We start from the raw sequence: 14,052 nt of genomic DNA on the forward strand, positions 1-14,052 counted from the left end.
ATTTCCTTCTCAGACATACACTTCTTTGCTATTCATTAATACCGTTCAGCACCACTTAATTTTAATGCTGAACCACTTATATCAACGGCATCAGAAGGATTCTTTATGTCGCAGGTTTCTCTTAATGGCGATTGGACACTGACCTCGCCTACGCATTCACAACTCTCTATTCCAATGTCTGTTCCTGGAGATAATTATCACGCTTTATTAAAAGCCAATATCATTACGGATCCTTACCAAGAAACCAATGAAGAATTGGTTCAGTGGGTAAGGGAATGCGATTGGCATGTATCTCGCACCTTCTCCTTATCACAACAAGAACTCAATGCTTCTTCATTATTTTTAAATCTAAGTCGTCTTGATACTCTTGCTCATGTATTTATTAATGGTGAGTTAGTCTTACGCAGTACCAATATGTTCCAGTTACATCGCATCAATATCAAACCCTTTGTCGTACTTGGTGATAACCATATTGAAGTGCATTTCTCTCGTGTTGATGAAGAAGGTAAGCAACGAGCTAATGCCTTGCCAATGCCAATTCCTTGGGCGGTAGGCAACAACCAAGTTCCTCATATGAACCTAATCCGTAAAACTCAATGTCATTCCGGTTGGGATTGGGGAATTTGTTTATTGGTCTCGGGTATTTACGATCCTGTTTATATTGATGTAATTGAGCACATTACCTTGCTGTCTGTTCATACTGAACAAATTTGGCACCAAGAAAATGTAGAGGTAACAGCAACTATTCATCATGATCCAATCAGTGACCATGAAATTACCGTTAGCTTTGGTGACCAAATCCAAATGACCACCACCAGTGAAACTGGCATTACTACTGTTACTTTCCGTATCGACCAGCCTGAACTTTGGTGGCCTGCTGGCTACGGTAAACAGCCGTTGTACCCTTTACATGTAGATTTAAATAATCAGTCAATCTCTAAAAAAATTGGCCTTAGAAGTCTAATATTAAACAATAAGGTAGATACAATAGGATCGGCGATGGAGTTTGTCATCAATGGCTTCCCTATTAATTCAAAAGGGGCGAATTGGATCCCTATGGATGCTATGCCAAGCTTAGAGACTGAAGCTCGCTACCGTGAATTGTTAAGCAGTGCAAAAGACGCGAATATGAATATGATCCGCGTGTGGGGTGGTGGTCAATACGAGTCAGATATCTTCTATGAGATGTGTGATGAACTCGGCCTGATGGTATGGCAAGACATGATGTTTGCATGCTCACTCTATCCGTCGACAGAGGCTTTCTTAAACGAAGTTGAACCCGAAATTCGCCAACAAATAAACCGACTAAAAGACCACCCGTCTATTGTTCTTTGGTGTGGCGACAACGAAGTGATTGGGGCTATTGGTTGGTATGATGAATCCAAAAATAACAAAACTACGTATACAGTTAATTACGACCGTTTAAACCGAAATATTGCAAAATGGATTGCAGAAGAAGACCCAAGTCGTCGTTTTTGGACAAGCTCTCCTTGTAATGGAGACATGGATTTTGGTGACGCATGGCACAACGATAATCGTGGTGATATGCACTTCTGGGATGTGTGGCATTCGGGCAAGTCATTCAGTGCGTACTTAGATATTAAACCGCGTTTTTGCTCAGAGTTTGGTTTTCAATCATGGCCTTCTTTCGCGGAAGTGAAGCGTTTTGTTCCAGAACATGATTGGAATGTTACTTCCCCTACATTTGAAGCACACCAAAAGAATGGACGTGGAAACAGTATCATCACAGAAATGTTTACTCGCTATTTCCGTTTCCCATCTAACTTTGAACAGATGTTATATTTGAGCCAAGTTCAACAAGCTATGGCGATTAAAACAGGGTGTGAATATTGGCGTGCTATTAGCCCTATTTGTCGTGGCATGCTGTATTGGCAATTGAATGATAATTGGCCCGTCAGTTCATGGTCGAGCATTGAATACAGTGGTCGCTGGAAGCAACTTCATTACCATGCGAAACGGTTTTTTGCACCAACCTACATCCCTTTTGAGGAAACAGGCAGCGAAGTTAAGATCCGAGTCGTCAACGATTCTCGATTTGAAAACCATATCGATGGTGTCGTTTATTGGATGGACTTTAATGGCGAAGTGCTTGGCCAATGGACAATTAATTATTCTATTGAAGAAGATGGTAATGATGTTATTTGGTCACTAACAAAAGAGAAATTCCAAGTGAGCGCAAATAACAGTTTCTTCTTTACAGAGATAACAGTTAATGGAGAAAAGGTCCAAAATACTTGGTTTGCTACACCAACGATCAAACAATTAACGATTAAAAAAGCTAATATTGAAATAATACAAGAAGGGAATCGCATTACTCTGCGCTCTGATTATCCTGCTTTCTTTGTGCACCTAGAGCACGATGGAAAAGGCCGATTCAGTGATTCAAGTTTTACTCTTTTGCCTGAATATCCAGTTACGGTTGATTACTTAGGAAATGATTTAGAAACACTGATGAATTCCCTACGTGTGTACGATTTATCTAATAGCTATTAATTTCATTACCATTAGGAGGTACGGTCAATGTACCTCCTTTTTTATTTATATTCCGCTTTTACTCGCTCGATAATCAACTCTCTAAACCAACGATGAGAATGATCAAAGTCAAAATGTTTATGCCACATTAAAACATAGCACCCCGCTTCCATTGAGATAGGAGCTGGTAGTTTTCTTAATGGTGATCCTTTGAGCATGTTATCTACGTATTTTGAAGGTGCACATAAAATCAAATCACTGTGCTCGCATAACTCCATCGCGGAATGAAAATCCGTCAAGTTCACCGCAATATCTCTTTTTAAGTGCTGTAAGTTCAAGATATCGTCCAAAAGCCATTGCTCAATCCCTCCAAAAACCACTTGTAGGTGACGGTATTTTAAGAAGGTTTCTAGTCCCCACTCCTCATCAAACAAAGGATGGTCTTCACGCACTAAACAAACCGAATGATCTCGAACTAACTCAACATAGTTTAATTCTTTAGGTATATTTTCCATATGCCATTTAGATCGAGCATCCCACTCCCAACAACTGATCGCCATATCGATTTCACAACGCAATAATTGCTCTAAACTCTCTCTACGCCATGTTTTTGCATGCACATTCACTTGGGGGGCTTGCTTTAAAATCTCTGGCATAAAATGAGGGTATGTCAGTGAATAAGCAGGCTCTACCATATGAATATCAAAGGTTCTCTGACTTTCACTTGGTTCAAAAGAGCTAGGGCGAGTAAATAACTCTAAATGTTGAAGTACTTGCCTTAATTCTGGCGCTAATTGTTTTGCTCGTGGCGTTGCTCGTAATCCATAAGGCGTTCGCTCAAACAAAGGATCATCAAATACCTCTCGTAATTTGGCCAATTGCTTACTAACGGCTGACTGGCTTAAATGCAATCGCAAAGCGGCAGAGGTTACACTTTCCTCTTCAAGTAAGACTTCTAAAGTATTTAATAAATTATAATCAAATTGCTGCACTGATTGCTCTCCATTCCTTTATTTACTACAAACCTTTCTTTTATTAACTACTGCTCTACTAATGCAAACATTTCTCTTGAGGTATATCTAACAATCCCATTATCATGATTATTCTTTAACGCTAGTTCAAGCATACACTGTGCGACAAGCTCACCATGAATCGGTTTATAATTTAATAAAAATCCTTTCATTAATGGATTCATTACTTTCATAACCCCCTGTAAAAATGCCTCATCAGTTCTCGGTTCAGTTCGACTTCCGGATAAAGGCCCAGGCTGCATAAAGGTCACTTGCTTAAAGCCAATATCTGCCACCTTATCTTCCATCTCTCCTTTGCATTTTAAATAATGGGAGAATGCAGAACTTGATGCGCCAATACAAGACACCACATAAATCCGCTCAACACCAATATCATGCATTGATTGTGCAACACTCACCACCAGCGACACATCAATCGCTTTTAATGCACTCTTACTTCCTGCCTTTTTGATGGTAGTGCCTAACGTAATAAAACCGACCTTAGGCACATTATCTTTGACTTGCTCTTTATCAATGCTTAATTCAGGGTTAATCACCTGAATGAGCTTCGAGCATATATCATCAAGAGGCCTGCGAGTGAGACTATAAACGTGTTGAATCTCTTCATTTTTTAAGGCCGAATTCAATAAATGATGCCCTATTAATCCTGTTGAACCGGCAAGAATAATTGATGTTAAATCTGACATAATTGACTTCTTATGTTTCTACTACTGATACTTTAGCTTAATCCGTAACTTGCAAACTGTCTTGTTTTTTACATTAAAAAAGCCAGTGAGATGATCACTGGCTTATCAATTTACAAGGTAATATTATTCAGAACTAGATAGCCCAACCACCGACATAAAATACAATCAAAGCAATAGTAATCGAAACAATACCCACGTTTAATTTCTTAAACTCTCCAGCAAAAATACGACCAACAACTAACGTGGTAAAACCGATCATAATACCGGTTACAATATTTGCAGATAAGATAATGAATACCGCACAAACCAGGCCTGAAAGCGCATCAACTGAATCTTCAAAGTCTAATTTAGAAACGTTACTTAACATTAATAAACCAACGTACATTAATGCAGGAGCCGTTGCGTAACTAGGAACTAAATAACTTACTGGTGATAAGAAAATCATTACAAGGAACAACACCCCAACAACCGTTGCTGTTAATCCTGTTTTACCACCGGCTGCTGTACCTGCTGCTGATTCGATGTAAACCGCCGCAGGAGCGCCACCAACAAGACCTGCAACCATTGAACTTGCAGAGTCAGCCGTTAATGCCTTACCGCCATCGATGATTTGCCCGTTTTTATCAAGTAAGTTGGCTTGACCAGCAAGGGCACGAATTGTACCTGTTGCATCAAATACTGCCGTCATAACCAGCGCAACAACCACAGGAAGAATTGCAGGCGTTAATGCACCCATGATATCCATAGAACCAATCAGCGAGCTACCATCAGCGGTCTCTAAACTTGGCAGAGCAAAGAAGCCATTGTAAGTTACGCTTGGGTCAAAGATTAAGCCAATAATAGAGATAGCGACGATCACTAATAAAATGCCACCAGGAACACGTTTTTTCTCTAAACCAAAGATAGCAGCAAGACCTAATACCGACATGATTACAGAGAATGACTTAATATCACCTAGCATGATAGGGAGACCAGCGTGTGCATTTTTAACAATTAGGCCTGTGCCATCCGCGGCGATCAATAAAAGGAATAAACCAATACCGATACCAGTACCATGTGCAATGCCTGACGGTAGGTTATTCAGAATCCACTGACGAACGCCTGTTACCGTAATAAGGGTAAACAAAACGCCCATGATAAATACCGCACCAAGCGCAACAGGAATACTTACCCCTTGCCCCAATACCAAGCTAAACGCGGTAAATGCAGTTAATGAAATAGCACAACCAATTGCCATTGGAAGATTTACCCATAACCCCATTAATAGTGAACCAAACGCTGCCACTAAACAGGTAGCGACAAAGACAGCTCCCGTATCAAATCCTGCGGCACCTAACATGCTTGGAACAACAATAACCGAATAAACCATCGCTAAAAACGTAGTAAGACCGGCAATCATTTCTGTTTTAACGGTACTACCACGATCAGAAATTTTAAAGAAGCCATCTAGTTTTCTATCCATATTGGATTGTGGTGCCGTATTTTGCGCATTGCCCTGAGACATGGAACATTCCTTAAATAAGTAACATAAAAGTGCGGTTAATTTTCTGCGCGCATTTTTGCACAAATTGAGAGAAATATAAATAAGCAATCGTTATCGTCACCGTATTAGAATTAAAACAAAGCACTAATTAAGACCTGATATTTTTCATAAAATGAGCTTTTAGCACTTACTTCATCATTCATTTGTCATCTATGGCATAATCTGCTTTTCGCTAGTCTGTATTTAAAGGGACGAAAATGACTGCCACTACTTATCTTAATGACTTAAACCAACGTTATTTATCGATTCATCGCACCAAAGAAAACTTTTTTTGGGATACCTATATGGGTTTAAGCGATGATCACCAAGGCTCTACCCAAGCAGAAACTGCATGGACGAACTTTTTAAGTAATGCAGAGCAAATCTCCGCAATTAAAAAACAAATTACACTGGCTGAATCAATCACTGATAATGAAGAAAAAACACAAACCTTAATTGGTTTAAAAGGCTGGTTAGCAACATTTGAATCTCACGCAATTGAATCAGAACAAGCTCAACGTTTAAAAACCGAACTGATCAAATTTGAAGCGGGTCTATTTGAGAAAAAACAGAACCACACCATGACGTATGTAAACGAAGAAGGCGAAGCAGTTGAAGGCTCTCTTCCTGTACTCGCTTCTATTGTTCGCACCAGTGCTAATGCCGCAACACGTCAATCAGCTCATCAAGCATTTCTTGGCTTAGAGCAATGGCTATTACAAAACGGCTTTATTGAATTAATTAAACTTCGCAATAAATTTGCTCGCTCTCAGGGGTTTGATACTTTCTTTGATTACTCGGTAACAAAAAAAGAAAAAATGACGACAGATCAACTATTTACTATTTTAGATGATTTTGAAATTCGTACTCGTGATTGTCACCAACGTAGCTTAGATCAACTTGCAACGGATAAAGGCAATGAAGCCTTACTCGCGCATAACTTTGTCTTCTCGTTTGCAGGCGATGTGATGCGAGAGCTAGACCCTTACGTACCGTTCTCAAAATCATTACGTCGTTGGGTTGAATCGTTTGGCCGTTTAAATATTGAGTTCTCAGGCGCAGAATTAACGCTTGATTTATTGGATCGTAAAGGCAAATACCCTAACGGTTTTTGTCATGGCCCTATTCCTTCTTTTTATAATCAAGATCAATGGGTTGCTGCTAAAGTTAACTTTACTAGCAACGCAAAACCAGACCAAGTTGGCAGTGGTTATGACGGTATGAACACCTTATTCCACGAAGGTGGCCATGCGGCTCATTTCTCTAACGTGAAGATGAACGCACCCTGCTTTTCACAAGAATTTGCGCCTACCTCAATGGCCTATGCAGAAACGCAATCCATGTTCTGCGATAGCTTGCTAGAAGATGCAGATTGGTTAAAACAGTATGCGCTTGATGAAAATGGCAACGCTGTACCTGATTCGATTATCAAAGCAATGATCGACAGCAAACAACCTTTCCGTGCATATCAAGAACGCAATATTTTAGTGGTACCGTATTTTGAACGAGCGCTTTATCAATTAAGCGATGACCAATTAACACCAGAAAACATCACAGCATTAGCTCGTACTACAGAAAAGAAAATTCTTGGATTAGCGTGTAGTCCACGTCCATTAATGGCTATCCCTCACTTAGTATCTGATGAAGCCTCATGTGCTTATCATGGTTACTTGTTGGCACACATGGCGGTCTACCAAACTCGCGCCTATTTCACTGAGAAATTTGGTTACTTAACTGATAATCCTGAGATTGGTCCATTACTGGCAAAACACTATTGGAATGCCGGTAACAGCGTTAACCATAATGACTCAATCATAGCTCTTACTGGTGAAGGCTTTAACGCTAAATATTTAGCTGATAAGTGTAATTTATCTGTTGAAGAGGCGTGGAAATCTGAGCAAGAAAAAATGGCAGAGTTAGATTCTAGAACTCAAGCCGAAGTGGCACCGCTAAACGCAACAATCTCTATTATTGATGGTCCAAAAACATTAGCAAGTAATACAGAATCAAACAAAAAAATGTGTGACGAGTTTGAAGCCTATATTATGAAAACGTACGGACGCTAAACTGATTTCAGGGTGGTATTTATGCCACCCTGCTTATTTCAATATAGATAAATTAGAGCTATCGTCTTGAGAATAAAGTTGCTCAATTAAACGTACTTGCTCTAGCTGGCCAACCGTTCCATTATCAATCAGCAATTGTTGTTCTTTTAAGATATCAATCAAATCCGTCGGAACAGAATTACCATTACCGACAATCTCAACATGGCCTGCTTTCACAGTTATGGGATTCGCATGAACGACATCATCTACTTCTTGATTTGACTGCTCACTAACACTAAAAACGTAATCATCTTCAACGCATATTCCGTCATCATTGGTTCTTCGACACGTATTACGCTCATCCGTTTTTATCACTAAATGATGAGAAACAGAAGAAAGAAGTTCCCCCGGTTGTTCAATAAAATCAGCATTAGGTGGGATCTGTTGATACTTCTCTCCTGTCACGGCATAGCAGATCAAATCAACAATACCCAAAGACAAGATCCGTAAAGACGTCATGCCACAATGTGACGATATTTCAATGCCATTAAATGGCGAAGAGATGGTGGTAAGTTGCAATTGTTTTGTAGCGACTTTTTTCTCATCCTCTCTATCAACCGTAAGTGCTCTACGAGCGACCAACCCCCCCTGACTATGACCAATTACATGCAAAGATTGATGGGGGTTTTCAATTGATAATTTATTGAGAGCAGAAACAAGTTCGCCAGAGGTTTCTTCTAAACTCTTTCTGTCATCATACTCAAAACAAATTGCTTGCTGATCATATAAACCATAGACATCCGCTAAGGTTTTAAATTGACCAGCAGAAGCGAAGCAGCCATGAACGATAATGGTTAATGGTTCATCAGGATTTAAGTGAATGCTATCATCATTGGCATTATTGCAATGCTTTAGCCCTTCAATATTTAGGGTTTGCTTGGTCAACATCGTTGGTTCTTCAACCTCATCAATATCATTGACAGAGTTTGACGAGCAACCAACCAAGCCGAAAAGCACTCCAACACTGGCACATCGCAAAAAGTCCATTTGATTCATTAAGTTCATCCATAAACACAATATAAAATAATAATAGAGTATTTCTCACTCCATTATTACCCCAAAGCGAGAATCAAATGCATATATCAATGATTGCTGTGATGTTTATCGAAATTAGCTTTCTAGACTTTCTTTTTTAATCTTTAGAGTAACGGCTTAAAAACATTTTCGTCGTTTCTTCAACTAACTCTGTTTTTTCTTCTTCAGATAACACGTCTCTCATTCCCACAAGTTGTGGCCAAAACGCACTGCCTTTTAATAAGCTGTGCAGTTGAACACTGGCTTTATGTTTATCTTCAATGGTAAGTTTTTTTGTGTCCATCATCCATTGTAACCAACGAGACAATGCCGTTTCTTGTTGTTCCATTTTCTGTACATGCTGTTGTAGTTCTTCTGGTTTATAAAAGAAATGACCAAAGGCAACTTTGGCTAAATCTAAATAGGACCGTGATCCTATTACGTTTAACTCAGCCAGTAGCAGTTGTTCTAATTGAGAGTGAACACTCACCTTTTTTGAAAACTGAATATCAATATCTACCATTGAGTTCTGCCATAAATCAGACAGCAGTTCCATTACAAGGGCTTCTTTAGATGAAAAGTGATTATAGACCGTACGTTTAGATACCTGTGCTAATGCGGCAAGCTTATCCATACTGGTATTTTGGACACCCTCATCTTGATAGGCTTTTTTTGCGGCAGCAAGGATAGCTTCACGCTTTAATTCACTTCTACTTTTCTTCTTTTCAATCATAAAGATACCTTTGATTTAAGCTCATAATGACGGATTCAAACAATCATCACACTCAGTCATTTTACACTAACCAGTTTACTTTTCACTTTTTATAAGTAAACTATTCGGTGTAGTTTACTTATAAAAAGTGAAAACCATGCTAAGTAAACGACGAAATAAGGAAACTTAGCTACTCTACATAATGACGAGTAACTAAAAGGGACAAAAATGAAAAAAGAACGCACTTTAATTATCAATAAAAGAATCGCTTTATTAGGAGTTACCGTTATGGCCTTAACCTTTTCTTATTTTCAACAAGGTGAAAAGACTAAACCTGTCCGTTTTAAAAACAGTGAAACAGAATACACAACCAGTGCGAGTAATATTTGGGATATCGCTAAAGCCTACATTTCAACGACTCGAACTGAAGCTACACCAAAAAATACGGTACCTGTTCAAACGATTTCTATTGATAATTTAATGCAAGAAAAAGAAGCAGTATTATATCGTCTTGGTCATTCTAGTGTTTTAATTAAACTTGATGGAAAACTAATCTTAACTGATCCGGTTTTTAGTGATCGCGCCTCTCCTGTTCAATGGGCTGGCCCTAAGCGTTTTCATCAGGCACCAATTTCTATTTCTGATCTTCCAACAATTCAAGTGGTTGCTATCAGTCATGATCATTACGATCATCTTGATAAGCACGCGGTAAAATTATTAAACGACAAAGTCGAGCATTTTGTTGTGCCACTTCGCGTAGGCGCACTCTTGAAAAAATGGGGGGTCGCAGAAGATAAAATTACTGAATTTGATTGGTGGCAATCAACCACAGTAAGTAACATTGAGTTTTCATTAGCTCCTACTCAACATTTCTCTGGCCGTGGTTTAACGGACAAAAACAGCACATTATGGGGAAGTTGGGCAATTAAAGGTGAGCAAGCGAATGTCTTTTTCAGCGGTGATTCAGGCTATTTTTCTGGATTTAAAGAGATAGGCGAAAAATACGGCCCGTTCGATTTAACCATGATAGAAACGGGTGCATATAATGATTTATGGTCAGATATCCATATGTTTCCATCACAAAGCGTACAAGCGCACTTAGATGTAAAAGGCAAAGCCATGATGCCAATTCATAACAGTACTTTTGATTTAGCATTACACGATTGGCAAGATCCTCTTGAACAAGTGACAACAATCAGTGAAGAGAAAAACGTAAAATTAATCACACCAATGATTGGTGAAAAAGTAATAATCACAGAGCCAAAGCCAACCTCTCTCTGGTGGCGTAATATGTAATTCACCATTCATAATAAACACACGAATTGAGGGAAAATATTCACTCTCAATTCGTTTAAAACGTGAGCATCAACCAAGAACATTAACAACCTATTCGACAGCCTCTCCTTCCTCTGCCAGTCTTTTTCTTGCTCTGTAATTTATTTAAATTCAAGCACCTTCATCTATGTCCAATGAATACAATTAAGGAATCTCTATGCAGTGGAAAGCATCAACTCTCGCGCTATTAGTTTCGACCTCTCTTATTACTCCAATATCATTTGCAACTCAAACGGCGGACAATGTTGCCCCAGAAGCAGCAACAGGGTTAACCAAGCAGAACCTAGTTGAAGGAAAAGAGTGGATGATCGCATCAGCAAATCCTTATGCTAGTGAAGCGGGTGCTGAAATGCTGCGTAAAGGCGGTAATGCGATTGATGCAATGGTAGCAACACAACTGGTACTTGGGCTAGTAGAACCTCAATCCTCTGGCATTGGTGGTGGTGCATTTCTGGTGTACTGGGATGCAAAAAAGAATGCATTAACCACCTTTGATGGGCGAGAGACAGCACCATTAGAAGTGACCCCTCAATTATTTCAGGATGACAAAGGCCAACCTCTTAAGTTTTATGATGCCGTAGTCGGAGGGCGATCTGTTGGTACTCCTGGTACAGTAAAATTGATGTGGGATACTCATCAAAAACTAGGCAAACTGGATTGGAAAACCTTATTTGAACCCGCTATAAAACTGGCAATGAATGGATTCACTGTTAGCCCACGTTTAGCTAAACTGGTTGATAATGACCAAGAATTTTTACAACGTTCTGCTGCCGCTAAAGCCTACTTCTTTAACCAAGATGGTTCTCCAATTAAAGCAGGGCAACAACTTAAAAATCCAGATTATGCTAAAACACTACAGGCTATTTCTGAGCAAGGCGCTGTCGCTTTTTATCAAGGAAAAATTGCACAAGATATTGTTAACACAGTAAGAAATGAAACCTCAAATCCCGGAGTACTTAACCTCATTGATTTTACTGCTTATCAAATAAAAGAGCGTGAACCTGTCTGCGCCCCATATCGCCAATATGCCATTTGTGGAATGGGGCCACCAAGCTCAGGTGCATTAGCGCTTGGACAAATAATGGGAATATTAAGTCATTACCCAATCTCAGACATGGGCAAAGATAGCGTACAAAGCTGGCGCTTATTAGGAGATGCTTCTCGCTTAGCCTTTGCTGATCGCGGTAAATACATGGCAGACAGTGATTATGTCCCAATGCCTACTCAAGGACTTTTAAATCAAGATTATTTAAAACAACGCGCAGAATTACTCAAAGAAAAAAAGGCATTAACTGAAACCTCGGCAGGCTCACCACCGTGGTTTCATGCTAAGAATTACGCATTAGATGAAGCGATTGAATTACCTTCAACTAGCCACTTTTCGATTATCGATAAAGACCGTAATGTGGTTTCAATCACCACCACAATAGAAAACGGGTTTGGTTCTCGATTAATGGTTGGTGGATTCTTATTAAATAATGAATTAACCGATTTTTCTTTTAGAAGCCATGTTGATGGTGTCCCAATTGCCAATCGTATTGAACCGGGAAAACGCCCGAGATCATCCATGGCACCGACCATTGTAATGGAAGATAATAAACCGTATATGGCTATTGGCTCACCGGGAGGGAGCCAAATAATTGGATATGTAGCAAAAACTCTCGTTGCTCATCTAGATTGGAATTTAAACCTACAACAAGCCATCGATTTACCTAATATGAACAATCGATTTGGGGCATTTGAAATTGAAAAAGACACCACCGCTGAATCATGGGGTCCTAAGTTAGAAAAGCTAGGATTTAAAGTTCAAGTTAAGGAATTAAACTCAGGGGTTCAAGCGATTAAACTGCAAGGGAATTCTCTTGTGGGTGCTGCTGATCCTCGCCGTGAGGGTAAGGTGGTAACGCAATAAACGGGAGTTTAGTGGTAACAATAGCGAGTCATTGTTACCACTCTTTTCCTTAGAATAGTTAATTTTCTTCTAAAAATATACGAGGCATATAGAAGAAATGATATAACTATTCTATTGACAGAATATAAGAATAGCGTATTTTCACCTACTTTTTATTATAAAAATCAATAACTAAACAACACTCATGAACACAACATAAACCCCACCAAAGCACCCTTCTTTGTTAATGTTTTATTTACTTATGTAACTATATTTTTATATTTCTTGAATTCTTTATCCGTACAGCTCATTTATTATACGGGTAATATTTTTATAATGAAAAAAAATGACTCGAACTCATACCTATGGATTCACATTAATTAAGTTGATCTCGGTGATCGTTTTAATCTCAATTATATCGCTTAGTGCTAACAGCTATTTCTCCGGAATAAGCAGTGTGTCAGCCCAAACCTTACAGACAGAATTACTTCACTCTTTGCGTTTACCTCAAATTAGATCGATGAACCGCAGTGGTTATTGCAATCGTTGGTTAACCGATGAATCTAGAGCTCAACAAGTTAGTTTGGAGCAGCGTATAAATAATTGCGCAAATTCTTTTCCTAACAACCAAACAGATAATGATTATCTCGAAAACCAAGACATCAGCTATGTGGCATCACTTGCCAAATATGATGTCTATTTCTCTTTACAGCTCGGCTCAACACCTATCACATTGAACTCTCCATACGCTTTAGATTTTGACCCAATGGGAAGAGTAAAACAATGCCGAAATAGTGACTGTGAAATAGTAATTAACGGCGCTTCAACTCAAAAGATATGTATCGAAATGGAAGGATATATTCATGCGTGCTAATGCTAAAACTGGCTTTAGTTTAATTTCCATCATTCTTTCCATTGTTGTAATGAGTTTTGCATTAATGACATTAAGCATACTGCTTTTTCCACGAATTCAAGATAGCGCTCAAATAATACAATCAGCCAAAGCTGCTGAGTTAGGTGCCGCAATAATGGATGAAATTACAGGGCGTTCATATGATGAAAATAGTGGTCCTAATGGAGGGCTTCCTGAATGTAATCGCCCACGCTCATTCCCTTGAACAGCTCCAAAAAAATTAGGTTCATCGCGGCTTTCCGGGGAAAGCCGCGATGAACCTTTTTTATATATAAACAAATAAGTTACTAAAGAGAATCCCGTCACCTTTGATGCCATCGCTCAATAACCTAGCGACTAAAGCAGACCAA

At 39.1% G+C, this 14,052-nt stretch carries 11 protein-coding genes; 6 read left to right on the plus strand and 5 right to left on the minus strand.

The genetic code is table 11. The annotated features are described in order from the left end of the window. Positions 1-105 precede the first annotated feature (105 nt). On the plus strand, positions 106-2,514 hold the full coding sequence (locus BTO22_RS16600) for a beta-mannosidase (RefSeq protein ID WP_105056429.1): 2,409 nt from the start codon (positions 106-108) through the stop codon (positions 2,512-2,514). Positions 2,515-2,555: 41 nt separating this feature from the next. Here the strand turns inward: BTO22_RS16600 and BTO22_RS16605 are convergent, their stop codons facing one another. From BTO22_RS16605 to BTO22_RS16615, 3 genes are all read right to left on the minus strand, one after another. Continuing rightward, positions 2,556-3,485: a LysR substrate-binding domain-containing protein gene (locus BTO22_RS16605; protein ID WP_105056430.1), complete on the minus strand. Its 930-nt coding sequence runs from the start codon at positions 3,483-3,485 to the stop codon at positions 2,556-2,558. Positions 3,486-3,532: 47 nt separating this feature from the next. Continuing rightward, positions 3,533-4,210, minus strand: coding sequence for an NAD(P)H-binding protein (locus BTO22_RS16610; RefSeq protein WP_105056431.1), 678 nt, complete (start codon positions 4,208-4,210; stop codon positions 3,533-3,535). Between the two features lie 133 nt (positions 4,211-4,343). Further along, on the minus strand, positions 4,344-5,714 hold the full coding sequence (locus tag BTO22_RS16615; protein WP_105056432.1) for an NCS2 family permease: 1,371 nt from the start codon (positions 5,712-5,714) through the stop codon (positions 4,344-4,346). Between the two features lie 236 nt (positions 5,715-5,950). Between BTO22_RS16615 and BTO22_RS16620 the strand changes: the two genes are divergently transcribed. After that, a complete protein-coding gene (locus tag BTO22_RS16620) occupies positions 5,951-7,798 on the plus strand; it encodes a M3 family metallopeptidase (RefSeq protein ID WP_105056433.1) in 1,848 nt (615 codons plus the stop codon). 33 nt (positions 7,799-7,831) lie between these two features. Here the strand turns inward: BTO22_RS16620 and BTO22_RS16625 are convergent, their stop codons facing one another. Together BTO22_RS16625 and BTO22_RS16630 are read right to left on the minus strand one after the other, a co-directional pair. Next, complete coding sequence (locus BTO22_RS16625; RefSeq protein WP_105056434.1) at positions 7,832-8,833, minus strand: esterase/lipase family protein; 1,002 nt, start codon at positions 8,831-8,833, stop codon at positions 7,832-7,834. A gap of 136 nt (positions 8,834-8,969) precedes the next feature. Next, positions 8,970-9,584, minus strand: coding sequence for a TetR/AcrR family transcriptional regulator (locus BTO22_RS16630; RefSeq protein WP_105056435.1), 615 nt, complete (start codon positions 9,582-9,584; stop codon positions 8,970-8,972). Positions 9,585-9,851: 267 nt separating this feature from the next. On the opposite strand from BTO22_RS16630, the gene BTO22_RS16635 reads away from it, so the two are divergent. The 4 genes from BTO22_RS16635 to BTO22_RS16650 all read left to right on the plus strand — a co-directional run bounded on the left by BTO22_RS16635 (position 9,852) and on the right by BTO22_RS16650 (position 13,907). Next, complete coding sequence (locus tag BTO22_RS16635) at positions 9,852-10,859, plus strand: MBL fold metallo-hydrolase (protein ID WP_258132681.1); 1,008 nt, start codon at positions 9,852-9,854, stop codon at positions 10,857-10,859. A 196-nt stretch (positions 10,860-11,055) separates the two neighbouring features. Continuing rightward, positions 11,056-12,810: a gamma-glutamyltransferase gene (ggt, locus tag BTO22_RS16640; RefSeq protein WP_105056437.1), complete on the plus strand. Its 1,755-nt coding sequence runs from the start codon at positions 11,056-11,058 to the stop codon at positions 12,808-12,810. A gap of 325 nt (positions 12,811-13,135) precedes the next feature. Continuing rightward, on the plus strand, positions 13,136-13,663 hold the full coding sequence (locus BTO22_RS16645) for an MSHA biogenesis protein MshC (RefSeq protein WP_105056438.1): 528 nt from the start codon (positions 13,136-13,138) through the stop codon (positions 13,661-13,663). After that, complete coding sequence (locus BTO22_RS16650) at positions 13,653-13,907, plus strand: type II secretion system protein (protein WP_181044677.1); 255 nt, start codon at positions 13,653-13,655, stop codon at positions 13,905-13,907. The genes BTO22_RS16645 and BTO22_RS16650 overlap by 11 nt, the downstream gene beginning before the upstream one ends. The last annotated feature ends 145 nt before the right edge of the window (positions 13,908-14,052 follow it).

The organism is Aliivibrio sifiae (assembly GCF_002954705.1).
Taxonomy (GTDB): Bacteria; Pseudomonadota; Gammaproteobacteria; order Enterobacterales; family Vibrionaceae; genus Aliivibrio; species Aliivibrio sifiae_A.

Excerpts from the sequence above, each read along its gene's own strand:
- BTO22_RS16600 (WP_105056429.1), top strand. The coding sequence starts at position 106 with ATGTCGCAGGTTTCTCTTAATGGCGATTGGACACTGACCTCGCCTACG.
- BTO22_RS16610 (WP_105056431.1), bottom strand. The coding sequence starts at position 4,210 with ATGTCAGATTTAACATCAATTATTCTTGCCGGTTCAACAGGATTAATA.
- BTO22_RS16615 (WP_105056432.1), bottom strand. The coding sequence starts at position 5,714 with ATGTCTCAGGGCAATGCGCAAAATACGGCACCACAATCCAATATGGAT.
- BTO22_RS16620 (WP_105056433.1), top strand. The coding sequence starts at position 5,951 with ATGACTGCCACTACTTATCTTAATGACTTAAACCAACGTTATTTATCG.
- BTO22_RS16625 (WP_105056434.1), bottom strand. The coding sequence starts at position 8,833 with ATGAATCAAATGGACTTTTTGCGATGTGCCAGTGTTGGAGTGCTTTTC.
- BTO22_RS16630 (WP_105056435.1), bottom strand. The coding sequence starts at position 9,584 with ATGATTGAAAAGAAGAAAAGTAGAAGTGAATTAAAGCGTGAAGCTATC.
- BTO22_RS16635 (WP_258132681.1), top strand. The coding sequence starts at position 9,852 with ATGGCCTTAACCTTTTCTTATTTTCAACAAGGTGAAAAGACTAAACCT.
- ggt (WP_105056437.1), top strand. The coding sequence starts at position 11,056 with ATGCAGTGGAAAGCATCAACTCTCGCGCTATTAGTTTCGACCTCTCTT.
- BTO22_RS16645 (WP_105056438.1), top strand. The coding sequence starts at position 13,136 with ATGACTCGAACTCATACCTATGGATTCACATTAATTAAGTTGATCTCG.
- BTO22_RS16650 (WP_181044677.1), top strand. The coding sequence starts at position 13,653 with ATGCGTGCTAATGCTAAAACTGGCTTTAGTTTAATTTCCATCATTCTT.